Below are 24,810 nucleotides of genomic sequence, written 5' to 3' on the forward strand. Positions count from 1 at the left end.
ATCTCGAAGTTGGTTGGCGAGATTCCGGGTTCGCGCTTCGCGCGCCCCGGAACGACGCTTGATGAAACTTACGCGCCGATCGCGATTTTCGGCTCGGCGTCGGCGTTCGCCTTCATTTCCTTCAGCGCGCGGCGGTACTCCACCGGCATCACCTTGCGGAATTTCGGCAGCCAGGTCTTCCAGTTGGCGAGGATCTCGGCCGCCTTCTCCGAGCCGGTCAGCTTGGCGTGACGCGTGATCAGGACGTGCAGCCGCTCGACGTCGGAGTCGAGCAGGTTCTGGAACACGTCGACCCGGCCATGCGCCTCGAGATCGCCGGAGTGGTGGTAGGTGCCGGCGTTGATCATCTCCTCCGACAGCACCGGCTCGAGCTCGACCATCGAAAGATTGCAGAGCTTGCCGAAGTCGCCGGCCTCGTCCAGCACATAGGCGATGCCGCCGGACATGCCGGCCGCGAAGTTGCGGCCGGTCTTGCCGAGCACCACCACGATGCCGCCGGTCATGTATTCGCAGCAATGATCGCCGGCGCCTTCGACGACTGCGACCGCGCCGGAGTTGCGCACCGCGAAGCGCTCGCCGGCGATGCCGCGGAAGTAGCACTCGCCCGCGATCGCGCCATACATCACGGTGTTGCCGACGATGATCGACTCTTCCGGCACGATGCCGGAGATCTTCGGCGGCTTGACGATGATGCAGCCGCCCGAGAGGCCCTTGCCGACATAGTCGTTGCCTTCACCCTCGAGCTCGAAGGTGACGCCATTGGCGAGCCAGGCGCCGAACGCCTGTCCCGCCGTGCCCTTCAGGCCGACATGGATGGTGTCGAGCGGAAGGCCGGCATGGCCGTAGATCTTGGCCACCGCGCCCGACAGCATCGCGCCGGCGGAACGGTTGGTGTTGTTGATCTGTTCCTCGATCTTGATCGGCGCACCGCGATCGAGCGCGGCCTGCGCCTTCTCGATCAGCCGGCGGTCGAGCACGGCTTCCAGATGGTGGTTCTGGCTTTCCGAGTGATAGATCGTCTGGCCCTTCTCCTCCTTCTGCCGCACGAACAGCTTGGAGAAATCGAGGCCCTTGGCCTTCCAGTGCGAGACCAGCGCGGTCTGGTCCAGCATCTGGACCTGGCCGACCATCTCGTCGAACGTCTTGTAGCCGAGCTGCGCCATGATCTCGCGCACTTCCTCGGCGACGAAGAAGAAGTAGTTGATGACGTGTTCGGGCTGGCCGGTGAAGCGCTTGCGCAGCACCGGGTCCTGGGTCGCGACGCCGACCGGGCAGGTATTGAGATGGCACTTGCGCATCATGATGCAGCCCGCCGCGATCAGCGGCGCGGTGGCGAAGCCGAACTCGTCGGCGCCGAGCAGGGCGCCGATCACGACGTCACGGCCGGTGCGAAAACCGCCGTCGACCTGAACCGCGATGCGGCTGCGCAGCCGCTGGCGCACCAGCGTCTGATGGGTTTCGGCAAGACCGATCTCCCACGGAGAACCGGCATGCTTGATCGAGGTCAAGGGCGAGGCACCCGTGCCACCCTCGAAGCCCGCGATGGTCACATGGTCGGCGCGTGCCTTGGCGACGCCGGCGGCGACCGTGCCGACGCCGACTTCGGACACCAGCTTGACCGAGACCAGTCCGTCCGGATTGACGTTCTTGAGGTCATAGATCAGCTGGGCGAGGTCTTCGATCGAGTAGATGTCGTGATGCGGCGGCGGCGAGATCAGGCCGACGCCCGGCGTCGAATGCCGGACGCGAGCGATCGTCGCGTCGACCTTGTGGCCGGGCAACTGGCCGCCTTCGCCGGGCTTGGCACCCTGCGCCATCTTGATCTGCATCATGTCGGAGTTGACGAGATATTCCGTCGTCACGCCGAACCGGCCCGAGGCGACCTGCTTGATCGCCGAGCGCATGCTGTCGCCGTTGGGCAGCGGCTTGAAGCGGTCGGACTCCTCGCCGCCTTCGCCGGTGTTCGACTTGCCGCCGATCCGGTTCATCGCGATCGCGAGCGTGGTGTGCGCCTCGCGCGAGATCGAGCCGAACGACATCGCGCCGGTCGAGAAGCGCTTGACGATGTCCTTGGCCGGCTCGACGTCCTCGAGCTTGACCGGCTTGCGCTTGTCGTCCCCGGCGCTCTTGATCCGGAACAGGCCGCGCAGCGTCAACAGACGCTCGGACTGTTCGTTGAGGATCTTGGCAAACGCCCGGTAGCGCTCCAGCGAGTTGCCGCGCACGGCATGCTGCAGCGTCGAGACCGATTCCGCGGTCCAGGCATGGTCCTCGCCGCGGGTGCGGTAGGCATATTCGCCGCCGACATCGAGCGCGCTCTTGTAAATCTGGCCGTCACCGAACGCGTCGTTGTGACGCCGCACGGTCTCCTCGGCAATCTCGCCGAGACCGACGCCCTCGATGCGGGTGTGGGTGCCGGCGAAATACTTGGCGACGAAGTCCGCCTTCAGGCCGACTGCGTCGAAGATCTGCGCGCCGCAATAGGACTGGTAGGTCGAGATGCCCATCTTGGACATCACCTTGAGCAGCCCCTTGCCGATCGACTTGATGTAGCGTTTGACGACCTCGTAGTCGTCGAGCGCACCTGGCAGCCGGTCCTTCATCGCGAGGATGGTTTCGAAGGCGAGATAGGGGTTGATCGCTTCGGCGCCGTAGCCGGCGAGGCAGGCGAAGTGATGCACCTCGCGCGGCTCGCCGGATTCCACGACGAGGCCGACCGAGGTGCGCAGCCCGGTGCGGATCAGGTGATGGTGCACGGCGGCGCAGGCCAGCAGCGAGGGAATCGGAATCCGGTCGGTGCCGGTCATGCGGTCCGACAGGATGATGATGTTGATGCCCTCGCGCACCGCGCCTTCGGCGCGCGCGCAAAGCTCGTCGAGCACCTGCTCCATGCCCGCCGCGCCGAAGCCGGCGTGGAAGGTGGTGTCGAGCGTGCGCGACTTGAAGTGGGTCTCGGCGACGTCGGAGATCGAGCGGATCTTTTCCAGATCCGCGTCGGTCAGGATCGGCTGCCGTACTTCGAGACGCTTGGTCGAGGCGACGCCCTGCAGGTCGAACAGATTCGGTCGGGGCCCGATGATCGAGACGAGGCTCATCACGATTTCCTCGCGGATCGGGTCGATCGGCGGGTTGGTCACCTGCGCGAAGTTCTGCTTGAAGTAGGTGAACAGCTGCTTCGGCTTGTCCGACAGCGCCGAGATCGGCGTGTCGTTGCCCATCGAGCCGGCTGCCTCCTCGCCGGTGGCCGCCATCGGCGTCATCAGGATCGTGATGTCTTCCTGGCTGTAGCCGAACGCCTGCTGGCGGTCGAGCAGCGGCAGGTTGGAGCGCACGCCCTTGGCCAGCGCATCCGGCAGCTCCTCGAGCTGGATCTGGGTGCGATGCAGCCAGTCGCTGTAGGGATGGCTCTTGGCGAGGTCGGCCTTGATCTCGTCGTCCGGAATCAGCCGGCCCTGTTCGAGGTCGACGAGCAGCATCTTGCCGGGTTGCAGCCGCCACTTGGTGACGATCTGGTCCTCCGGAATCTTCAGCACGCCCATCTCGGACGCCATCACGATGCGGTCGTCCTTGGTGACGAGATAGCGCGCCGGGCGCAGCCCGTTGCGATCGAGCGTGGCGCCGATCTTGCGCCCGTCGGTGAAGGCGATCGCCGCCGGACCGTCCCACGGCTCCATCAGCGCGGCATGGTATTCGTAGAAGGCGCGGCGCTGCTCATCCATCAGGGGATTGCCGGCCCACGCTTCCGGAATCATCATCATCACGGCGTGCGGCAGCGAGTAACCGCCCTGCACCAGGAATTCGAGCGCGTTGTCGAAGCAGGCGGTGTCGCTCTGGCCTTCATAGGAGATCGGCCACAGACGGCTGATGTCCTTGCCGTAGAGCTCCGAATGCACGGACGCCTGCCGCGCCGCCATCCAGTTGACGTTGCCGCGCAGCGTGTTGATTTCGCCGTTATGGGCGATCATCCGGTAGGGATGCGCCAGCGACCAGGTCGGGAAGGTGTTGGTCGAGAAGCGTTGATGCACCAGCGCCAGCGCGCTGTCGAAGTCCGCTTCATGCAGGTCGGGATAGTACTTGCCGAGCTGGTCGGCGAGGAACATGCCCTTGTAGATCACGGTGCGGCACGACAGCGAGCACGGGTAATAGCCCGCCATGCCGCGGTCGCGGCGCTGATAGATCGCCTGCGAGATCGACTTGCGCAGGATATAGAGGCGGCGCTCGAAATCGTCCTCGGTCTTGGCCGCGCCGTTGCGGCCGATGAAGACCTGCATGTGGTAGGGCTCGGTCGGCTTCACGGTGACGCCGAGCGAGGAATTGTCACTGGGCACATCGCGCCAGCCGAGCAGCTTGAAGCCCTCGTTCTTGATCTCGTCGGCGATGATGCTCTTGATCACGTTCCGCCACGCGGCATCGCGCGGCATGAACAGCGCACCGATGGCGTATTCGCCGGGCTGCGGCAGCTTGAAGCCGAGCTCCGCGGTCTTGCGCGCGAAGAAGGCGTGCGGGATCTGCACCAGGATGCCGGCGCCGTCGCCGGCGCGCGGGTCGGCGCCGACGGCGCCGCGATGCTCGAGGTTGCACAGGATGCTCAGCGCGTCGGAGACGATCTGGTGCGACTTCTGGCCCTTGATGTTGGCGATGAAGCCGACGCCGCAGGAATCCTTCTCTAGGCTCAGGTCGTACAGGCCTTCGGCTTGCGGGCGCCACGTATGCAGTTCGGGAGTGTGCGGCCCAAAAGAAGCATCATGCGCGGCATCGGCGGCTTTCGAGTCCGCGGTCGCCGACAGCGTTCCTGCCACGATGTTTTCGCGCTCGAATTCCGACCCGCTCATGTGTCCTCTCCCTTTCGTAAGGGCCCCACCGTATTTGGCGCACCTTGGACGTTGCGGCACCCACCGGGCCACCGCTCGTCCGCCGCGAGCCGCATTTTCCTAAATTCAGGCGACGGGCGTTTCAACGTCCCCTGAGGGACGGCCCTGCCTGCAGCATTCTCGGAGCCCGCGGCGCCGAGATCTCGTTGCAATCCCTATGCCGGGATGGCCTCGAAATTTAGACAGTCTTGCTGTCCTAACTCCGACCTTGCCAAATTTTTGTCTATCACACAAGCGCGAGGAAGTCCTCGCCCGCATGCTTGGATCGAGCGGCTCGGCCGGCCGCCCGGCGCCCCTGATTCGAAGCAAACACGCCGCGATCTGGCCCAAGGAGGGACCAAGGACCGCCGGATTTCAAACTGAAGTTTTATCCGGGCAAGCCAGCAAGAGAGCGGAAAGCTCCTGAAGGCGGGGCAGACAGGAGTTACGGCGATGAAGTTGTTCACAGGTTCGGTTGCAGCCGCCGCTCTCGCGCTCAGCGCAGCCTCGGCCCAGGCCCAACTGGCGACGCCCGCCCGGATCGGCAGCCCGTCGTTCGTCAGGGTATCCGATATGGACGGACCCTATGCCGCCATGCCCGAGGTTCCGCCGCCGCCGCGCTATGGCCGCGTCCCGAGCCTGTTGCCGCCGGTCGAGGTCTACACCGTGCTTCGCGAGAACGGCTATCTGCCGCTCGGTGCCCCGCAGCAGCGCGGCTTCGTCTACACGATCTCGGTGATCGACCAGGGTGGCGACGATGGCCGGCTGGTGATCGACGCCCGCGACGGGCACATCATCCGCTTCGCCCCGGCCTTTCGGCTGGGCGACAATTACGAAGAGGAGATGAGCGCGACCTACGGCCCGGTCGGTCCGATGCTGCGGCCGATCCAGGCCCGGGTGCCTCGACCGCCGGCCCCGATCCCCCATGTCGCAAGCCGCGTGCCGGTGCCGAAGCGGAGCCCGCTCGCGGCCAAGGCCCAGGCGCCTGCGGCCCAGGCTCCGGCCCCTGCGGCCCAGGCCGCCGTCCCGCAGGCCGCCGCGCCGGCGCCATCACCCGGGCAGGCAGCAGCCCCCGCGCCAGCCGAACAGGCAGCCGCTGCACCGAAACCGGCCGAGGCGCAGGCGGCGGCGCCGCAGCCCGTTCAGCAGGCCGAAGCTCCAACCGTCGGTCAGGCCGCTCCGCCGCCCGCGACGCCGGCGCCCGCGATCCTGCCGACCCAGGAAATGCCGAAGGTGCAGGGATTGGAGTGACCAGCGTCGCTGCGTTCCATGCGGGCTGCGAAGGTCGAGCGCGCAACAAAAAACGCCCCGGTTTCCCGGGGCGTTTTCGCGATCAGCCAATATCTGCTGACGCGGGATCTGTTGCTTAGGCCGCGACCTTGCCAGTCGAGCCGTCGACGACCTGCGGGGCCTTCTCGCCGCCGCCGATCGGAATGCTGCGGGGCTTCTTGGCCTCGGGAATCTCGCGGACGAGATCGACGTGGAGCAGGCCGTTCTCGAGCGAAGCGTCCCTCACCTGCACGAAGTCGGCAAGCTGGAAGACGCGCTCGAAGGCGCGGGAGGCGATGCCGCGATAGAGCACTTCAGAGCCGTTGCCGGAGTTCTCGTTGGCGGTCTTCTCGCCCTTGATCGTCAGCGTGTTCTCCTTCGCGACGATCGAAAGCTCGGCCTGCGAGAAGCCGGATACCGCAACGCTGATCCGGTACGCGTTCTCGCCGGTGCGCTCGATGTTGTAGGGGGGATAGCCGGGGCTGCCGTCCGAGGTTACCTGATCGAGCAGGCTGAAGAGGCGGTCGAAGCCGACGGTGGAACGATAAAACGGAGTGAGGTCGTAGCTACGCATAGGATTAGTCCTCCATTGAGCGACTGTTTCAGTTACCCGCCCGCCATCGGGCCGGGCTTAGATGTGTGCAGCCTCATGTTCCGGTTCCGAAACACTGGTAGCGGCCTGCACTGAGGTGATATGGGAGGGGTCAAGTCGCGTTCAAGAGGCGGAAACCGCGTCGCTTTTTTTGGCGCAGGCGTCCCTGATCTCCAACCTGTCTCACCACTGCGGTCTCCTTTATGACGCTCGTCTCGATTCCCGCCAATCCGGTTCCGGACGACGTTGTCAGTGGCACCATCAAGACATCAGACGGGGCGGAGTTGCGCTTCGCGCGCTGGGCGCCGCCGCCAGGCCGCAAGGGCACGGTCTGCGTGTTCGGCGGGCGCGGCGAGATGATCGAGAAATATTTCGAGACCGTGCGCGACCTGCGCGACCGCGGCTTTGCGGTGGCGATGATCGACTGGCGCGGACAGGGCCATTCGTCGCGGCGGCTGCGCGATCCCCGCAAGGGTTATGTGCGCGACTTCGCCGACTATGAGGTCGACGTCGAGACCTTCGTGCAGCAGGTGGTGCTGCCGGATTGCCCGCCACCCTATTTCGCGCTCGCGCATTCGATGGGCGGCGCGGTGATGCTGCGCCTCGCGCATGCCGGCAAGCGCTGGTTCGACCGCATGGTGCTGTCGGCGCCGATGATCGACCTGCCGCGCCGCCGCGTGTCGTTCTTTCCGAGCGCGCTGCTCAGGATCATGCGGCTGGCCGGGCAGGGCGGCCGCTACGTGCCGGGCGGCGGCGGCGAACTCGTCGGCCTCGCGCCCTTCATTGGCAACCCTGTGACCAGCGACCCTGTGCGCCACGCCCGCAACGCCGCGATCCTGGAAGAAGACCCGACGCTCGGCATCGCGGCGCCGACGATCGCCTGGGCCGACACCGCGTTCACCGCGATGCGCACCTTCCGCGGCATGTCGTATCCGTCCGAAATCCGCCAGCCGATCCTGATGCTGGCGGCGAGCAATGACGAGGTGGTGTCGACGGCTGCGATCGAGGAGTTCGCCTACCATTTGCGTGCTGGCTCGCATCTGGTGATTGCCGGCTCCAAGCACGAGATCCTGCAGGAGCAGGATCGCTACCGCGCGCAATTCTGGGCGGCGTTCGACGCCTTCGTGCCGGGCACGCCGCTGTTCAAGTGAGCGATAGCGATTTCGAGCGAAGTGGATACCGGTTCGCGTGAAGAAAACGCGTCAATAAAGAATCTAGCCCTTCAGCAGCGCGACGATCCGGTCCGGAAAGCGCCGTTCCACAAACAGGATCCTGACCTCGGCGACGCTGAGATAGCGGTCCTTGCCTTCGCCCTTGCCCATGATGTCGAGCAGCACCGGCCACTCGCCGAGCATCAGCAGCGGATAGTAGCAGCGCAGGATGCCGTAGGACGGCGGATGCTCATCCTTGGCGCGCTGGAAGTTGGCCGCCATGAAGGTCCTGATCTCGGACGCCGACAGCCCGCGTTCGATGCTGCCGTCGGGGGCCTTGTAATCCTTGCCGAATGTGGCGAGCCGCGCGATCTCGTCCTCATGAACCACTGCATGCTGGTCGAGGATGCGCGAGCCGGCGCCGTGCTTGTCGAGCGGACCGTTGCGCAATTGGTCAAGGATCGCGCCCTGCAACAGGCTGCGCATCTGGCTGAACGGACCGATGCCGTTGGCCATCTGCGCGACCATGAAGATCTTCGCCCGCGCGGTGAGCCCCTCGAACCCTGTCTTGCCGGTCGCACGCCCGATCGTCCCGGTCAGTTCAGGCAACGGCACGATATGACCGCCGACATAGTCGCCGGCGACCAGTGCGCGCAGGAATGGGCAGGGATTGTCAGGGGAAATCTGCGGGGCGGGCGCCGCGCTTGCAGCCGTATCGGACATCAACCCACATCCTGAAAAGCTTCAGCTTAAAAAGCATCCATTACCGGTGGATAATTCGCTCAGGAATCGATGGCGAATTTCGACGAGGACGCAACCAGAGCGAGTTTGCCGAAGGGAAGGCCGGCTTTCAAGAGGCCGTCGCGGTAATGCGCGATGTCGGCCGGGTTCTTCCAGTGGAAATTGCGCAAATGACGTTCGACCGTCAGTTCGGGATGGTTGGCGAGCAACGCCTCTGCCGCCTGCGCGGCCTCGCTGACGCGGCCGAGCTGGGCGAGCGCCGCGGTGCGCACCGCAAGGCACTGCAGATGGTTCGGGTTGAGATACAGTCCCTCGCGCGACCACGACAGCGATGCGTCATATTGCCCGAGCAGATAATGGCTGAACGCGTTCAGCGCGGCCCATTGGTAACGCGGGTCGCTGTTGCCGCGCTGGACCGCCGTCGAGAACAGATCGACCGCCTTGCGGTGGTCGCCGATCACCATGTGGCAAATTCCGAGCACGCCGCGCGCGCCCATGTCGTAGGGGTTGAGCTCGATCGCCCGCTTGATGGCATCCATCGCGGCTTCGTAATGGCCCTGCATCGCGTGCAGATAGGCCAGCAGCGAAAATGCGAACGAGGAGCGCGGGTCGAGCCGGACGCTGCTCTCGGCCAGGCTGACCGACGAGGCCCACAATTCGCGTGTGCTCGGGATCCAGCCGAACTGCACACTCTGAATCTGGATCAGCGCGAGATAGGCGCGCGCGATTGACAGCGCGGGGTCGAGCTCGATCGCCTCCTGGAACAGCGCGATCGCGGTTTCGCAATCGTCCTTGGTCTGGTGATAGTAGTGCGACAGGCCCTTCAGGAAGCGATCCCACGCCGTCAGCTCGGAGTTTGGCGAGCGCGCCGGCGCCGATGCCTCGGCGCGGTAGATTTCCTGGGCCACCGCGGCGGAGAGGTTGGCGGTGATCTCATCCTGCATCGCGAACAGGTCGCCCATGTCGCGGTCATAGCGGCCGGTCCACAGCTGCTCGCCCCTCTCGGGCGCGATCAGTTCGGCGGAGACGCGGATCTTGTTGCCGGCGCGGCGCACCGAACCCTGGATCAAATAGGTCGCGTCGATCTCGCGTGCGATCAAACGCGTGCTGAGGTTCTTGCCCTTGTAGGCGAAGGTCGAGTTGCGGCTCAGCACACGATAGAAGGATTGCAGCGACAGCGCGTGGATCAGGTCCTCGGTCAGGCCGTCCGAGAAATATTCGTCGGCGCTGCCGCTCAGATTGTCGAACGGCAGCACGCCGACGATCGCGGTCCGGTATTGCCCCGGCAGATGCGGCCCGTCCTCCGGAACCTGCTCCTGCTTGTCGGAGCCGGCCGGCACCCAGGTCCAGACATTGACCGATTCGGTGATGTTCTTGAAGCGGTGCGGGCCGGCATCGATCAGGGTGACGGCAAGCCGCCGCCCAGCCTCGGTGCGGGCCTTGTCCGATACCGCGATGCCGCCGGGCGCTGCGACCGTCTCGAGGCGGACGGCGATGTTGACGTCGTCGCCGAACACCTCGTCCTCGTCGGCCATGACGTCGCCCATGTGGACGCCGATCCGGAAGTGCATGGCGCGGTCTGCCGGCAAATGTTCGTTGCGCTCGGCCATCAAGGTCTGCATCGCGACAGCAGCCTCGATCGCGCCGATGATGCTCGGAAATTCCAGCAGGAAGCCATCACCGGTGTTTTTGACGATGCGGCCGCCGTGGTTGAGGATGATGGGGTAGATCGCGCTGCGGTGCGCCTTGAACGACGCATGCGTCCCCGCCTCGTCGACCCCCATCATGCGGGAATAGCCGGCGATGTCAGCGCAAAGGATGGCGGCGAGCCTTCTTTCCATGTCTCCTGTGCCCTGCAATGGCCACTTAGCCGATGTGACCGAATCCGATACTTACAAGACAGGCTGGGTCCGGCGGAAGCCCGGTTTGCAGGCACCTATAATGCATAGTAGCAGGAAATGGCATGCGACCAACGGATCCTACAGTCCGTTTCTCTACTGAATTCGTGTGTCGCTGGGATGGCGCAGGTTGGCTGACCGTCCTTTCCGGTTCGTTACTGACATAGGTTAATCTCGCCTAATGCTGGGAATTCACGAACTCTGGCTGTTTGTCCTGTCCGGCCTGCTGCTCAACGTCACGCCGGGGCCGGATACCGCTTATATCATTGGGCGCACGATTCAGCTCGGTTGGCGCGGCGGAGCGGCTGCGGCAATCGGTATCAGCTGCGGCTGTCTGGTTCACGTGCTGGGCGCCGCGATCGGGCTGTCGGCGCTGCTGATGGCGTCGTCGACCGCCTTCCTGGCCGTCAAGCTGATCGGCGCGGCCTATCTGGTGCTGACCGGCCTGCAGATGCTGCTGTCGCGCGCCAAGCCGATCGCGGAGATCGCCGGACAGGGCGGCGAGACCTCGATCTCGCGGGTGTTCTGGCAGGGCGCGCTGACCAACATCCTCAACCCCAAGGTGGCGCTGTTCTTCCTGGCCTTCCTGCCGCAATTCGTGGCGGCGGACTCGCCGCACAAGGCGCTCGCCTTCCTGGTGCTCGGGCTGATCTTCATCACCGGCGGCACGCTGTGGTGCCTTGGCCTCGCGGCCTTTGCGGCACGGGCCGCCGGCCGCATCCGGCAATCGGCCGGCGTGATCGCCTGGATCAACCGCTCGCTCGGCGCGCTCTTCATCTATCTCGGCGTCCGAGTCGCCACGCTGGAGGCGCGCTAGCCGTTGATCGCTGGAGCGTTTTCGAGCGAAGTGGCTACCGGTTCGCGTGAAGAAAACGCGTCAAACAAGAATCTCTAGCCGTGAATCTTGAGCAGCGCACTGCCGGCGAGATAGATGCCGAGCAGGATCATCGAGATCAGGAACCAGCGGCGGAAGACGTCGGGCTGCATCCGCGTGCGGACCGCCTGGCCGATGAACATGCCGGTGAACGACGCCACCATCGCGACCGCGCCGGGTAGCGCGGTCGCCGCCGTCAGCAGGCCCGAGGCCGTGAGGTTGAAGGCGAGCGCCAAGGTCGCCGTGGTGAAGAAGACGCCGAGCGCCTGCACCAGCTCATCCTTCTCCATGCCGATCGCCTGCATGAACGGCATTGACGGGATGACCTGAACGCCGGTTGCCGCCGAGATCAGCCCGGTGATGACGCCGACGATGCCGCCGATCCATTTCTCGTCGCGCCGCGCAACCTTGAAATTGAACCTGCTCAGGCCGACGATCGCGTAGATCACCAGCAGCACGCCGAGCACGACGGTGCCGTAAGCCGCGTACGGCCCGGTCAATAGTCCGGCATTGATCCAGATGCCGACGACAGTGCCGAGCATCAGCGGCCACAGCCGCTTGATGATGTCGCGCAGATAGGGGCCGACGAAGGTCTGCCAGATGTTGGTGACGATCGCTGGCACGATCACGATCGCAATTGCCTGGCCCGGCGGCATCGTGGTTGCCAACAGTCCCATCGCGACCGTCGGCAGACCGAGGCCGAGTGTGCCCTTGACGAAGCCGGCGAGCAGAAAGGCGAAAGCGATGAAGATCAGAAGATGGTCGACCATCGCGGCACATTGACCGATCGAGCCGATCGGCACAATCTGGAGGTTACGGAGTTAGCCTTCGGGCAGCCCGAAGGGCGGAGTGGGAAACGGCATGCGGTTCGACCTGATCGATTTGCAATTGTTCATCGCGGTTTCCGATGCGCGCAGCATTACCCAGGGCGCGGCGCGGGCGAACATGGCGCTAGCCTCGGCAAGCGAGCGAATCAAGGGCCTCGAGGAGGCGCTCGGCGTCGCGCTGCTCAAGCGCGGCCGCCGCGGCGTCGAACTGACGGCGGCGGGCGAAAGCCTGCTCGGCCATGCCCGCATCGTGATCCACAATGTCGAGGCCCTGCAGGGCGATCTCGCCGCCTATGCCAGCGGCGTCCGAGCCAACGTGCTGCTGCTCGCCAACACTTCGGGCCTGTCGGAGCATCTGCCGCGCGCGCTGGCCGCCTTCCTGCACGAACATCCCGATATCAGCGTCGATGTCGAGGAGCGCGAGAGCACCGACATCGCGACCGCGATCGCCAGCGGTGCCGCCGATCTCGGCTTTGCGGCGGAGCACGCCCTGCCTGACAGCGTCGAACGCTTTCTGTTCAGCGAGGACCGGCTGATGCTGGTCGCGTCGCGGCGCAGCGATCTCGGCGGCCGACGCCAGATCGACTTCCAGGAAGTGGTTGGTCGCGATTTCGTCGGCCTGACGGCAACGTCCGCGCTGCAGGTCCATATTTCACGGCACGCGGCGAAGCTCGGCGCGCGGCTGCGCTTTCGCGCCCGCCTGCGCGGCTTCGACGCCATCTGCCAGATGGTCGCAGCCGATGTCGGCATCGCGGTGATTCCGGAAACCGCGGCGCGCCGCTGTGCGGCGGCGATGCCGATCACAACGATCCGGATCCGCGACGCCTGGGCCAACCGCCGGCTGACGATCTGCGCCCGCAGCTTCAAGGCGCTGCCGCGGGCAGCCAAGCAACTCGTGGAGTATTTGCGCGCCGAGGCGCAGCGCTGACGAAGGCTTATTTCGCCGTCACCACGCCGGCGTCCTGGATCACCTTCGCCCATCTCTTGATGTCGGCGGCGATGAAATCGCGGAAATGCTCCGGCGTGTCACCGGCCAATGTCAGGCCTTGCTCGGCGAGCCTGGCCTTCACGATCGGATCCGCCATCGCCTCGGTGGCGATCATGTTCAGCCTGGCGACAATCGCCGGCGGCGTTCCGGCGGGCGCGACCATGCCGTACCAGTTCTCGATGATCAGGTCGGGCATGCCGGTCTCCGTCGTGGTCGGCACGTCGGGCGCGGTCGGGGCGCGCTCGCGGCCGCCGAGCGCGATCGGCCGCAGCGCGCCCGCCTTGATCTGCGGCAGGATCACCGGCAGGTCGAGGAAGGTCATCTGCACCTGCTGCCCCAGCAGATCGTTGACCGCCGGCGCGGCGCCGCGATAGGGCACGTGCACGATGTCGATCTTCGCCGTCAGCTTGAACAATTCGCAGGCCAGATGCGGTAGGCTGCCGGGGCCGGAGGAGGCGAAGTTGAGCTTGCCCGGCTGCGCCTTGGCGAGTGCGACCAGTTCGCTCATGTTCCCTGCCGGCACGTCGGTGGCGACGACCAGCATCTCCGGCACGGTCGCGACCAGCGTGACCGGCGCGAGATCCTTCAGCGTGTCATAGGCGACCTTCTCCATGCTCGGGCTGATCGCCAGCGCCCCGGCGCTCGCGATCGCAACCGTGTAGCCGTCGGGCGCAGCCTTCGCGACCGCATCGGTGCCGAGTACGCCGCCCTGACCGGCGCGGTTGTCGACGATGATCGGCTGCTTCACCAGCTCCGACATCTTCTGCCCGATCACCCGCGCGATGATGTCGTTCGGCCCGCCGGGCGGGAACGGCACGATCAGCCGGATTGGCTTGGTCGGGAACTCCTGGGCACTGGCCGTGACCGGCCCGAGAAGCAGGAGAAGGGCCGCCAGCAGCCTGCCGCAAATCGTCATGTGGCCCGTCCCTGACTTTTTTCGTTGCCGTCAGGATGGGCGCAGATCAATCGCCCGGCAACTCAAGAAATCAGGCCAAGAAATCAGGCGTTGAGCAGCTTCATCGCGGCTTCGTGCACGCGTGGATCGCCGGCTGCGATGATGCGGCCGCCGCCTTGCGCCGGCTTGCCATCCCAGGTGGTGACGACGCCGCCGGCGCCGGTGACGATCGGGATCAGGCCGGCGATGTCGTAGGGTTTCAGGTCGGTCTCGACGACGAGGTCGAGATGGCCGGCTGCGAGCATGCAATAAGAGTAGCAGTCGCCGCCGTAGCGCGACAGGCGAGCCGCATTCTCGACGCGGCCGAAGCGGGCGCGGTCATCCGGATTCATCAGCAGCGGGCTTGTGGTGAAGATGGTCGCTTCCTTCAGCGAGGCGCAGCGCCGCACCGAGAGCCGCCGCTCACCCGACGGGCCGGAGTAATGCGCCGAGCCATTGTCGCCGGAAAAGCGTTCGCCGATATAGGGCTGGTGCATCATGCCGAATACCGGCGTACCTTTGTGCAGTAGCGCGATCAGCGTGCCCCAGATCGGGAAGCCGGCGATGAAGGACTTGGTCCCGTCGATCGGATCGAGCACCCAGACATAGTCGGCGTCTTCCCGCTCATTGCCGAATTCCTCGCCGACGATGCCGTGCCGAGGGAAGTTCGACTTGATCAGCCGCCGCATCACGGCTTCCGCGGCCCGGTCGGCCTCGGTCACCGGATCGAAATCGTTCGAGCTCTTGTTGTCGATCGAGAGCGAGGTGCGGAAGAAGGGCAGGATGGTTTCGCCGGATGCGGTCGCGAGGCGGCCGATGAAGGCGGTAAAGTCGATGACCGTCACGGCATGTCCCTGAAATGCGCAAACGACGCGGTAGAAATCGGATGCGCTCTTGCCTAGCTCAATCCGGTGCGGCGCGCACGATTAACGCAGTGTTATCCCAGCCTGATGACCGGGTTCCGGACTTTCGATTTGGCTTCGATTCGAAAGCTTCCCCGGCCCAGCTGCGGATCACGAAGTTGCGAATTCTGGTATACAAGCTATGCGCAGAGCGCTGGCCGCGCAGGGCTTCCCTCGTAAGATATTGATCCTACATACGGAAAGCCGCTCCTGTCGGCCTGTTGCAGTTTCGCCAGACTTTCCAACATTACCCGAGAAATGTTTCGAAAGTTCTTGCGTTTTGTGCAGCGCGGTCGCATATTGTTGCGGTGCGGTAGCGCCTCGCGCTATCGCTGCCCTCCTTGGGCGTTTCCTCCCTAGACTTGGGCCGCTTGTTCATTCAAGCGGCCCTTTTTTCTTGGCTCTTTTCTTGGCTCAACGTTTCCACCGGTGAACCCGGAATCCGGTTCGGCGCTGGCTGGCGGCGCCAAAATGGATTCTGTGTTCATGACTTCGCCAGACACCGCGGTGTCGGCTGGAGCAGAAATTGCCTACTCCGCTGCCGCCTGGAACGGGCCGAGATCCCCGAACGGAATTTTCGCCAGCGCATCCGCGAGCGCCGCAAAGTCAGCCGCCACCTGGGCGAAGCGCGGCCCACGCTCGCGGCGTCGCTCGTCCATGTAGACCGCGCGGTTGAGCTCGACCTGCACGGTGTGCAGGCCGCTCGCCGGGTTGCCGTAATGCTCGGTGATGAAGCCGCCGGCATAGGGCTTGTTGCGGCCGATCGAATAGCCGAGCGAGCTCATGATCTGCTCGACCAGGTCGGGCAGCAGCGGCGCGCAGCTTGTGCCATAGCGGTCGCCGATCACGACGTCGGGGCGGCGCGGCTCATCGCGCGACACGCCGACCGACGGCATCGAGTGGCAGTCGACCACGATCACGGCGCCGAACGCCTGGTGCGCCTTGTTGATCAGCCGGCGCAGCGCGCGGTGATAGGGCTTGTAGAGCACCTCGATCCGGCGCAGCGCGTCGTCGACGTCGAGCCGTTCGCGGTAGATCTCCTGCCCGTCGCCGACCACGCGCGGGATGGTGCCGAGGCCGCCGGCCACCCGCATCGAGCGCGTGTTGGCAAAGCTCGGCAGCCGCCCGGTGAACATGCGCGGGTCGAGCTCGTAGGGCTCGCGGTTCACGTCGACATAGGAGCGCGGGAAGTTGACGCGGACGATCGGAAAGCCGCGATCGCTCACGCCGGCGATCAACTCGTCCATGAAGGAATCCTCGGAGCGGCGCAGCGACACCAGATCTATGCGCGACGCTTCGAGGAATTCGGCCGGGTAGACCGAGCCCGAATGCGGGGAATTGAAGATGATCGGCGCGCGCCAGGTCTGCGGCTCAACGATCTCGAACGGGGGCGACAACTCGCCAGCAAATTCGGTCATTCCCTTGGCGCCGTCCCTTGCGTCCGCCTTGCCCCGCAAGAACTGATTCTGCCGGAAAAGCGGAGATTTATGGGCGGGCATTGTCGGTAATCGCGATCATTCTGCCAAGTGAAAAGAGCGTGGCGTCCGCTGGAACGCGTCTTAAAGGCAGGAAATGCCGCACCCGGTTGATTCGATGCCCGGTTCAGTCCACATAAGATGGTGCGCATTTGCCGCTGGCTTGACGCAAATTTCACCCGAAATTTACCGTCTGTCGGGCTTACTGTTCGGACTGCTCCTCCAGCCGGATTCGACGATTCCTGTCATGCCGAAAATTCTCCTCGCCGAAGACGACACCGATATGCGCCGCTTCCTGGTCAAGGCGCTCGAAAACGCGGGTTTCACGGTCTCGCCGCACGATAACGGCATGTCGGCCTACCAGCGGCTGCGCGAGGAGCCGTTCGAAATGTTGCTCACCGACATCGTGATGCCCGAGATGGACGGCATCGAACTGGCGCGCCGTGCCTCGGAACTCGATCCTGATATCAAGATCATGTTCATCACCGGCTTCGCCGCGGTGGCGCTCAATTCCGATTCGGAGGCGCCGAAAAACGCCAAGGTGCTGTCCAAGCCGGTGCACCTCAGGGAATTGGTCAGCGAAGTGAACAAGTTGCTGGCGGCCTGATTCGTCAAAAAACCTTCACTTTGTGTCCTTGCCTGCCCCGCCGGGGTCCGTTATAGGGACCCGATCCAAACATGGCTTTGGGTGCGTAGCTCAGCGGGAGAGCACTACCTTGACATGGTAGGGGTCACAGGTTCGATCCCTGTCGCACCCACCATCCTTCGCTCGCGAAGCGGGAGAAGGATGCCACGCCGAAGCCCAAAGGGCGGAGCGGGCTTTTGGCCGCGAGCTCGGGCTCGGCAAGCCGCGCTTCGCCATGACGGCGGGGCTTCTGCTTCAACCTGTCAAACAGCTTGTTCAGTGTCATCACCCGCGCATGCGGGTGATCCAGCATTCCTGAGACGCCAACGATTGAGCCGAGAGGCCGCAGCGTACTGGATCGCCCGCTTTCGCGGGCGATGACAGCTGAGGATGGGATACAGCTTCGCATTCTCGCGGCGCGTTGCGCCCGAACTTTGCTTCACATTCCGCCTCCTCTTGAAGAGGGCGCAGGGAAAGCCGGGTGCCGATCGCACCCATGGATCCCGCGGAGTAAGCGCAGCCCCTCGATCGGGTGAGACGGGCAGACCATACACGGAGTTGTACTACGGATAAACCGAAATATTCTTGCTGTGAGGGCTTGCGCCGTCGGGCAACCCAGTGATCCGCATCTCGACGATCGCTGCGCCTCGGGCAATAAAGAGTGGGGAGCACAGGTCGCACATGGCTCCTCGCGCGATCACGGAACGTCGAAGGAGACATCGCGGTGCTCGATCATATTCTGAAATTCATGACGCTCGGGACCATCATCGTCGGCATCACCGCGATCTACACGGCGCTGCACACCAACAACCGGCGACTGGGAGCCGACATCTTCCTGAGATACTCCGAACGCATTTCCGATCTGCGGCGCCGTCTGCCGACGGCAGCGTTCCATGATGACGGCGCTGCCGGCACCATCGAGATGACGCTGGAAGAACGCCGGATCGTGCATGAAGTCATCTTCTCGATCCTCGAACTTTATGAGCTCAAAGTGCATGGCTTCGTTCCGCCGGGGATCTGGAAGATCAGGGAGCCTGACATCGAGAGGGTGCTCTCTCTGCCGGTCTTCCAGCAGGAATTGGCGGCCGTGCAAGGGCGGTTTGCAACGCATCCGCGCTTTGCGGCATGGCTCGACCAGATCGGCCAAGTCAGCCAAGGCAAAGCATAAGCGAGCTGCCTCGCGGGGAGACGCGGCGGTTGCCGCCGGGCTCGGTTCAGCGGGCAAAACCGCTTGCGACGATCACGCTGCCGTTCGGCGACGCTTGCATCACGTTGACCGCGCTGCCGATCGCAGGGTCACGCTGCGACCGGGCGTGGTCGATCGGCTGCCAGCGGCGCCGGCTCGCTTGCCGCGCCGCATCGGTCTACTCGATCTCACCACCGATGCCAGCGATGCCAGCGCGGATAGCCGCCGCCATAGTAGGCGTAGGCCGGCCGCACCACGTGACGATAGCGATAGCCGTAATAGGCCGGCCTGTACCCGCTATAATATGTCGTGGTGTATCCGCCGCCCCAACGATACGGCGCAGCGTCGTAGTCATAGGCGTAGCTGCCGTAAGCCGGCGCATAGTAGGCGGGTGCGTAGCCATAATCATAGCCGTAGCCGGGGTAGCCGTAACCGTAGGCGTAACCGGGACCCCAGCCATAGGCCGATGATGCGAGGCCGCCGACGACCGCGCCGGCGATCAATCCGCCTGCGAGCGCGGGACCGAAACCGCTGCGTGCTTCGGCGGGGGCCGGGGCTGCGATTGTGCTCGCCCCAAGCGCCCCGACTGTTGCAAGAACAAGGGCTGCCTTCATGAGCTCCTCCTCGATATTCATTGCCCAGCCCGTCAACGGGACAGGGCGGCATTGGTTGCGAATGGCTGTGCCGTCGTGCCGGGCTCTGCGCGTGCGAGCCAGGTTCCAGTTCACTTGCCGCGCCGAAGCGCGCCATCAGGTTCCGTTGATCTCGGGATCAGGCGAGCGAAAGGCGCGATCGATCAGTGCGACCGCGACGCCACCCGCATCGGCAAGCCTTTGGCGGGACGCAACGTCACGCTCTGAACCGGCCAGACCGCGGTGCCTGGTATCAGCGCGAGGTCGAACTGCCGCATGATCACTGACAGAGCGATGGTGGCCTCCTGCAACGCAAAGGACGCTCCGATGCAGGTTCTGGAACCGACTCCGAACGGCAGGTAGGCAAAGCGCGGGATCGCGCTTCTTGCCTCTGGCAGAAATCGCGCGGGATTGAACACGTCCGGCCGATCCCAAAGCTGCCGGTGACGGTGCAGCAGGTACGGCGCAATCACGACCAGCGCTCCTCTCTCGAGCTTGTAGCGGCCGAGTGTGTCGGAGCGCTCGGCGGTCCGGCTGAGCGCGGCAATCGGTGGGTAGAGCCGCAACGCCTCCTCGACCACCGCTCTGGTCAGCACGAGCCGGTCGACAAGATCGTCGGCAGGTCCGTCCAGTTCCCGGTCTGCTTCTTGCCGCACGCGAGATCGCCATTCCGGCGATTGCGACAGCAGGAAGATGGACCACGTCAGCGCATTCGCGGTGGTCTCGTGACCTGCCGAGAGGAAAGTAAGGATGTTCGAGCGAATCTCGGCGGGGCTCACTGCGCGCCCGGTGACAGGATCGAGCACGCGCAGAAGCAATGTCAGCAGGTCGTTTGGCCGCCCGGACACGGCTGCAGCAAGCCGGCGTTCCCTGGTTTCGATGATCTCGTCGATCACCCCTTCAAAATAGGCCATGGTCCGGCGCAAGCGCGCACGTCCCGGACGCGGCACCCACGACGGCAGCCCGACAAGATCGAGCGCACCGATGCGTCCGATGATGCCGAAATAGGCGTTCATGGCCGAACGGAATTCGTCGAGCTCTCCGCCGATCCCGTCCGAAAAGATCGTCAGCGCGAGCACGTTGAGCGTGAGCAGGGTCATCTCGGCCGCAATGTCGCGAACCGCTCCGTCGCCATGCTTGCGCCAGTTGGCTGCGATTTCTTCGGCAGCCCGGAGCATCGCTGCGGCGAAGGAGTTGACGGTCTTCCTCGCAAACAGAGGTGCGAGCGTTCGGCGTTGCATCAGCCATCGCTCGCCTTCCACGCTCAGCAGACCATCTGCAAGCCCGCTGGAAAGAATGCGGCGCTGGATCGGGTCCTTGCGGTAGTTGGCTGCGTTTTCCATCAGCACGCATCTGATCGCCTCCGGATCGTTCACGACATAGGCGTTCAGGAGTGGAAGCTTGATGTGAACGATGGGTTCGCAAAAGAATTCGGTACTCCAGCACTCGAGCGGATTGCGGCGTAGCCGCGTCAGCAACTCAAGCAATCCCGGTCGTTGCCGCAATGGCTCCGGTCTGGGCGGGCAATACTCGACAGAGCGATTCGGCATGAACGTGCTCCGGCCCCCAGAAGCGACAATGCTGGCGGCCGGCGGCTCGCAACACGGCGGTCGCCGTCGCAGTACGCTACGCAACTTCTTCCAAGCACCACGCTACTTCTTCCAAGTCCCACGCTCCGGCGACAACGGGAAAAAGTGGCGATTGGTTCCTGAGGCGGAATCAGGCCTCAGATCGCCAGACGCGAGACGATCCGGAAGCTGTTCCCTGGCGCGAAATGTCGCGTCGAGCCCGCCTCTAGGAACGGCGCGGCGGCTCCGCTGTTTTCCAGCAAGGCAGGTTCACCGATGAGTAGCGCGCACGCCCGTGCCGCATAGCTCGTCGGCTTTGTAGGAAAGCGGCTGCGGCGGAGAGCGCGCCAGCCATTGGCGCCGGCTTTCGCGAACCGAACAGCCGCCAAGCTTCAGGAGGAATCGGCAATGCAAAGCAAAATCATGAAGAGCAAGTTTCTGCTGACAACGGCCGTGCTGTTGGCTGGCGTCGGTCTCGCATCGGCACAAGGCATGCGCGAAGGCGGCGGTGGCGGCATGGGCGGCGGCAGCATCGGTGCCGGTGGCGGCGGTGGTGAACGCGGACCATCCGCAGGCCCATCGGCCGGACGTTCCGGCGGAGCGATGCATGGAAGTCCCGGGGCGGCGCGAAGCGAAGGCATGACTGTCGGTCAAGGCCAAGGGGTACGCCAAGGGGCACGAGAAAGCCAAGGCATTCAAAGCCAAGGCGTTCGAGAAAGCGGACGGGCTGAAGGCCAGATGGGCCGCGGCGCCGCCGCGCGCAGCGAGAGCATGCGAGGCCAGACCACCGGGCAGGCCCGCGAGAGCGGCCGCGCCGAACAGAGAGGCGAGCGGCAGAGCCAGCGCAGCCAGGGCCGGCAGGAGCAGACCGTCGGCCAGAGCCGAAACGGACGCGAGCAGATCGGCCGATCTGAATCCCGCGAGCGCGGCAGCGCCACCACGCGGCAGAGCCAGCAGCAGGAGAATCGCGCCAACACCACGAACCGCAGTCAGGGCACCACGACGGGCCAAGGGACGGCTCAAGGGACGGCTCAAGGCAAGGTTCAAGGCAAGGGCGCAAGCACAACGACCGGCCAGAGCACAACCACGGGCCAGAACACGCGAGCCGGCCAGACCACGGGCGCGGCCACCCAGCAGTCCGGTACGGCGCAAGGCCGGATCAATTCCGGGCAGACCACCGGTCAGGCTCAGGGACAAACCGGTACGACCGCTCAGACCCAGTCGAACGCCACGGTCCAGACCGAGGCCGGGCGCACCGTGACGGCGCAACAGCAAAGCACGATCCAGCGCTCCGTGCTGTCGGCGCGCAACGCGCCGCGCGTCAACGTCAACGCGATCAACTTCGCGGTCAATCCGGGCGTGGTGGTACCCCGGAGGTTCAATGTTGTGTCGGTTGCCGCCTTCCCGGTGCTGATCGATGCGTTCCCATACTATCGCGACGACAGCTTCTTCATCGTCGAGGATGAAGTCGTGTTCCTCGACCGCGACCGCCGGGTTGTCGACGTGGTCCCGGTCGGACCGCGGACGCGCTTCAGCCACCGTCGCGGCAGCAGCAACAGCTATGCGATGATGGACCTCAATCCGCAGCAGATCCGCGAGGTGCAGCAGGTGCTGATCGATCGCGGCCTGCTGGTCGGCGAGGCTGACGGCGTGCTCGGCTCGCGGACCCGCGAGGCGTTGATTACGTTCCAGCGTCAGCAGGGCATCACCACGAGCGGCAGCATCGACACGCGCACGGTCGCCGCACTTGGCCTGTCGGACAGGATCGGCGGGGGCGCCGGGCAAGGCGGCGCGTCGACGGTCGGCCAGGGCGGCGGAAGGCAGCAGCCTGCCGAGCAGAACACGACCGGACAAGCGGCGGGACAGGCGAACTCGCCGCAGAACCAGTCGACATCCGGCCAGAGCGGCACTCAGCAGCCTGCCCAGCAGAACACGACTGGGCAGACGACGGGTCAGGCGAATTCGCCGCAGAACCAGTCGACATCCGGTCAGAGCGGAAATCAGCCGTCCGCCCAGCAGCAGGCCCCGCAGCAGAATACGGGACAGGCTGCGCCAGAGAACCAGTCGACTGTTGGTCAGGGCAGCGGCAACCAGCCGAGCGCTGGTCGGGACACGCAGTCCAGCCAGCCCAACCAGAACAACAATCCGCCATCGTCAAGCTCAGGCCAGAGCACACAGACGCCGGCGCAAAACTCCGATCGCAAATAGGACGGTCAAGCAAGAGCCCCGCTGCAGGCGGGGCTCTTTTTTCTTTGTCAAGGCGTCCACTCGATTGGCGGATGTCGCCCGCGTCCACGGCCAGGTCGCGACGATGCCGCGGCGGCTCGGTCGATTCTTGCGGAGTGCTTTCTCGCGCCGCCCCCCGGGCTGCGGCGTCTCGACGAGAAATAAGATGCGCCGTCATGACTTTCGTCAGCTCGACGCTCATCCTGTGAATGCCGCAGCATGCGACAACATGCGCGCCTCGTGCGGCGCGCTCCGTCTCCCTGGATTGCATTCACGTCGTGGTGGATTGCCGCATGATTAGGCACGCGTCTTCAGATGCGGTCATCGAGAATCCCGTGCGCGGGATTCTCGATGTGTCATGTACCGTGCTTAGGTCGCGTCTGTCTTGCAACATTCGTTTCGTCGCAGTGCGGAGATCGAGAAAATTTTCTGAAGACTCAACGACGATGCGTTGCCCGGTCGCATCGCACGCAAGCAATTTTTGTTTTCTTCACGATCCGCGTTGCCGCCCCTCTGGTTCTCGCACCGATTGTTCTCTAGATCAGTCAAGCCGGTTCGGTAACCGAGCTTCCAAGCCGAATCCGACAATGACGCGACAGTGACGAATGCCATGTGTGAGCACGACTGCCCCAGGAACCTGCATCGGCCCTATCAGGAGCGGCCGGCGTAAGCACGAACGTGTCCGCGTCCTAAAATGCTTCTTGGTTTCCCCGAAATTCGCCTGTCTGTCAGCGGCCGGCGATGCAACCTTGGGAATATGCCTCCGTTGAGCCGACGTTCGTCGTTTGCAGCAACGGGGCACGAAAGTACATGCAACCAGACGACAATACGCCGGCCCGCGCAGCCCAGTTCCTGGAACATGATCCCCTGCCGCGCGAGCCGCGGAACATCAGGGATGTAGCCCCGGCACCGCCACGGCTGTTCTCGACACGACACTACCCGCCGTCGGAGCAATTCGAGGTCTGGAAGACGCGGATGGCTTCGCTGGTCGAGGTCGCGCCACCGGAAGATCACAGCCCTGCGGAAGGGTTCCTGGTGGAGTACCTGACCTGCAACATGGCCGATGTCGTCTTCACATCGGGGCGATTTGCCGCGCAATCGTTCGCGCGCGTCATCAAACCGTCGCATGGCGGGCCGGTCGATATCTGGTGGCTGTACCGGGTGCGCTCCGGCGAAGCGCGTTTCGAAACCGTCGATCGGCGGATTCATGCCGGACCGGGCGCCATGTTCCTGATCTCGCTCGACGAGGATTTCCGCGGCAGCATCACGAATTACGACGGCCTGGTGCTGGGCCTGCCGCGCAGGTCATTCGTCGAGATGGCTGATCAGCTCGACGACGTCTGCAATGTTCTCCTATCTGGCAATCTGATCGAACTGCTGGCGGATTATCTCGACAGACTCGAAACACGCCTGGTGCTGATGTCCCCGGAGGAGTTGAGGCAGGCGGGCCGCGCGACCGCGCAGATGATCGCCGCATGCATTCAGCTATCGTCGGACCGGCTGGAACAGGCCCGCGGTTCGATCGAGTCGGTGCTGTTCGAGCGTGCGCGTCTCTATATAGAGACGCATCTCGGCGACTTCGACCTGACGCCGGATCGGATCGCGCAGCAATTGCGGATCTCGCGCTCCAACCTCTATCGTGCATTCGAGAGTGTCGGCGGCGTTGCCGGTTACATCCTGCGCAAGCGGCTGCGCGCGGCGCATGCAGAACTCGTCGGCAGCCCCGGCAGGCAGGTTCAGGAGATCGCCTATCGCCACGGCTTCAAGCTGGCGTCGGACTTCACCCGCGCCTTCCGCCGCGAATTCGGCGTCAGTCCGCGCGAGATGCGCGAACGCGCGCGTCGCCGATCAACTGCCGGTTGAAATTTTCGGCGAACACCCCACGGTGTATCGGATAAATCCTTCAACTTGTGAGACGATCTGCCATCTATTTGGACGGCCTGCTGAGTGACGCTGGCAAAATTGTGTCTATCATTTCGACATGACGACTCGGGGCAACGGTGATGGGGCAGTCGGGCGGGCGCTGGGTGGCAAGACGCGCTCGCTGAACTCGACAGATCATCAACCAAGAC

General features: G+C 64.5%; 20 protein-coding genes and 1 tRNA gene. 9 read left to right on the forward strand and 12 right to left on the reverse strand.

Features of this window, described 5'->3' with window-relative positions; all coding sequences use genetic code 11:
* Positions 1–68: 68 nt before the first annotated feature.
* Complete coding sequence (gltB, locus tag ABIB78_RS12985; RefSeq protein WP_429024825.1) at positions 69–4,832, reverse strand: glutamate synthase large subunit; 4,764 nt, start codon at positions 4,830–4,832, stop codon at positions 69–71.
* Positions 4,833–5,303: 471 nt separating this feature from the next.
* Between gltB and ABIB78_RS12990 the strand changes: the two genes are divergently transcribed.
* The gene (locus ABIB78_RS12990; RefSeq protein WP_429024827.1) at positions 5,304–6,101 is read left to right on the forward strand and encodes a hypothetical protein; all 798 of its coding nucleotides are present in this window, start codon (positions 5,304–5,306) and stop codon (positions 6,099–6,101) included.
* A gap of 115 nt (positions 6,102–6,216) precedes the next feature.
* Here the strand turns inward: ABIB78_RS12990 and ABIB78_RS12995 are convergent, their stop codons facing one another.
* Positions 6,217–6,693 (reverse strand): Hsp20 family protein, encoded by a 477-nt coding sequence (locus tag ABIB78_RS12995; RefSeq protein ID WP_429024829.1) that lies wholly within the window; start codon positions 6,691–6,693, stop codon positions 6,217–6,219.
* A 221-nt stretch (positions 6,694–6,914) separates the two neighbouring features.
* On the opposite strand from ABIB78_RS12995, the gene ABIB78_RS13000 reads away from it, so the two are divergent.
* Positions 6,915–7,862, forward strand: coding sequence for an alpha/beta hydrolase (locus tag ABIB78_RS13000; RefSeq protein ID WP_429024830.1), 948 nt, complete (start codon positions 6,915–6,917; stop codon positions 7,860–7,862).
* Positions 7,863–7,925: 63 nt separating this feature from the next.
* On the opposite strand, the gene ABIB78_RS13005 is transcribed toward ABIB78_RS13000, so the two are convergent.
* Both ABIB78_RS13005 and ABIB78_RS13010 read right to left on the reverse strand, forming a co-directional pair.
* On the reverse strand, positions 7,926–8,585 hold the full coding sequence (locus ABIB78_RS13005) for a hypothetical protein (protein ID WP_429024831.1): 660 nt from the start codon (positions 8,583–8,585) through the stop codon (positions 7,926–7,928).
* Between the two features lie 59 nt (positions 8,586–8,644).
* On the reverse strand, positions 8,645–10,444 hold the full coding sequence (locus ABIB78_RS13010; RefSeq protein ID WP_429024833.1) for an adenylate/guanylate cyclase domain-containing protein: 1,800 nt from the start codon (positions 10,442–10,444) through the stop codon (positions 8,645–8,647).
* Positions 10,445–10,682: 238 nt separating this feature from the next.
* On the opposite strand from ABIB78_RS13010, the gene ABIB78_RS13015 reads away from it, so the two are divergent.
* Entirely contained in the window at positions 10,683–11,318 is a 636-nt protein-coding gene (locus ABIB78_RS13015) for a LysE family translocator (protein ID WP_429024836.1), read from the forward strand.
* Between the two features lie 74 nt (positions 11,319–11,392).
* Here the strand turns inward: ABIB78_RS13015 and ABIB78_RS13020 are convergent, their stop codons facing one another.
* Positions 11,393–12,145 (reverse strand): sulfite exporter TauE/SafE family protein, encoded by a 753-nt coding sequence (locus ABIB78_RS13020; protein ID WP_429024837.1) that lies wholly within the window; start codon positions 12,143–12,145, stop codon positions 11,393–11,395.
* A gap of 91 nt (positions 12,146–12,236) precedes the next feature.
* On the opposite strand from ABIB78_RS13020, the gene ABIB78_RS13025 reads away from it, so the two are divergent.
* A complete protein-coding gene (locus ABIB78_RS13025) occupies positions 12,237–13,130 on the forward strand; it encodes a LysR family transcriptional regulator (RefSeq protein WP_429024839.1) in 894 nt (297 codons plus the stop codon).
* Positions 13,131–13,137: 7 nt separating this feature from the next.
* Here ABIB78_RS13025 and ABIB78_RS13030 read toward each other — a convergent pair whose 3' ends face one another.
* From ABIB78_RS13030 to ABIB78_RS13040, 3 genes are all read right to left on the reverse strand, one after another.
* Positions 13,138–14,106, reverse strand: a complete 969-nt coding sequence (locus ABIB78_RS13030) for a tripartite tricarboxylate transporter substrate binding protein (RefSeq protein WP_429024841.1) — start codon at positions 14,104–14,106, stop codon at positions 13,138–13,140.
* An 83-nt stretch (positions 14,107–14,189) separates the two neighbouring features.
* On the reverse strand, positions 14,190–14,969 hold the full coding sequence (hisN, locus tag ABIB78_RS13035) for a histidinol-phosphatase (RefSeq protein ID WP_429024843.1): 780 nt from the start codon (positions 14,967–14,969) through the stop codon (positions 14,190–14,192).
* Positions 14,970–15,556: 587 nt separating this feature from the next.
* Positions 15,557–16,444 (reverse strand): N-formylglutamate amidohydrolase, encoded by an 888-nt coding sequence (locus tag ABIB78_RS13040; RefSeq protein WP_429024845.1) that lies wholly within the window; start codon positions 16,442–16,444, stop codon positions 15,557–15,559.
* A 304-nt stretch (positions 16,445–16,748) separates the two neighbouring features.
* Here ABIB78_RS13040 and cpdR point away from each other — a divergent pair, with 304 nt between their 5' ends.
* Positions 16,749–17,108, forward strand: coding sequence for a cell cycle two-component system response regulator CpdR (gene cpdR, locus ABIB78_RS13045; protein ID WP_429025342.1), 360 nt, complete (start codon positions 16,749–16,751; stop codon positions 17,106–17,108).
* Positions 17,109–17,187: 79 nt separating this feature from the next.
* Positions 17,188–17,262, forward strand: a tRNA-Val gene (locus ABIB78_RS13050).
* On the opposite strand, the gene ABIB78_RS13055 is transcribed toward ABIB78_RS13050, so the two are convergent.
* Complete coding sequence (locus ABIB78_RS13055; protein ID WP_429024846.1) at positions 17,233–17,439, reverse strand: hypothetical protein; 207 nt, start codon at positions 17,437–17,439, stop codon at positions 17,233–17,235. The two genes, ABIB78_RS13050 and ABIB78_RS13055, sit on opposite strands and share 30 nt — an antisense overlap.
* Positions 17,440–17,850: 411 nt before the next feature.
* Here ABIB78_RS13055 and ABIB78_RS13060 point away from each other — a divergent pair, with 411 nt between their 5' ends.
* Positions 17,851–18,294: a hypothetical protein gene (locus ABIB78_RS13060; RefSeq protein WP_429024848.1), complete on the forward strand. Its 444-nt coding sequence runs from the start codon at positions 17,851–17,853 to the stop codon at positions 18,292–18,294.
* Positions 18,295–18,500: 206 nt separating this feature from the next.
* Here ABIB78_RS13060 and ABIB78_RS13065 read toward each other — a convergent pair whose 3' ends face one another.
* The 3 genes from ABIB78_RS13065 to ABIB78_RS13075 form a co-directional block, all read right to left on the reverse strand.
* On the reverse strand, positions 18,501–18,926 hold the full coding sequence (locus tag ABIB78_RS13065; protein ID WP_429024849.1) for a hypothetical protein: 426 nt from the start codon (positions 18,924–18,926) through the stop codon (positions 18,501–18,503).
* 182 nt (positions 18,927–19,108) lie between these two features.
* The gene (locus ABIB78_RS13070) at positions 19,109–20,494 is read right to left on the reverse strand and encodes a cytochrome P450 (RefSeq protein ID WP_429024851.1); all 1,386 of its coding nucleotides are present in this window, start codon (positions 20,492–20,494) and stop codon (positions 19,109–19,111) included.
* Positions 20,495–20,782: 288 nt separating this feature from the next.
* The gene (locus ABIB78_RS13075) at positions 20,783–21,172 is read right to left on the reverse strand and encodes a hypothetical protein (protein ID WP_429024852.1); all 390 of its coding nucleotides are present in this window, start codon (positions 21,170–21,172) and stop codon (positions 20,783–20,785) included.
* A 78-nt stretch (positions 21,173–21,250) separates the two neighbouring features.
* Here ABIB78_RS13075 and ABIB78_RS13080 point away from each other — a divergent pair, with 78 nt between their 5' ends.
* Positions 21,251–22,720 carry a peptidoglycan-binding domain-containing protein gene (locus tag ABIB78_RS13080; RefSeq protein WP_429024854.1) on the forward strand — a complete coding sequence of 490 codons (1,470 nt, stop codon included), beginning with the start codon at positions 21,251–21,253 and terminating at the stop codon, positions 22,718–22,720.
* 828 nt (positions 22,721–23,548) lie between these two features.
* On the forward strand, positions 23,549–24,601 hold the full coding sequence (locus ABIB78_RS13085; protein ID WP_429024856.1) for a helix-turn-helix domain-containing protein: 1,053 nt from the start codon (positions 23,549–23,551) through the stop codon (positions 24,599–24,601).
* Positions 24,602–24,810: the final 209 nt, after the last annotated feature.

The sequence above is a fragment of the Bradyrhizobium sp. I1.14.4 genome (assembly GCF_050435825.1).
In the GTDB taxonomy this organism is placed as follows: domain Bacteria; phylum Pseudomonadota; class Alphaproteobacteria; order Rhizobiales; family Xanthobacteraceae; genus Bradyrhizobium.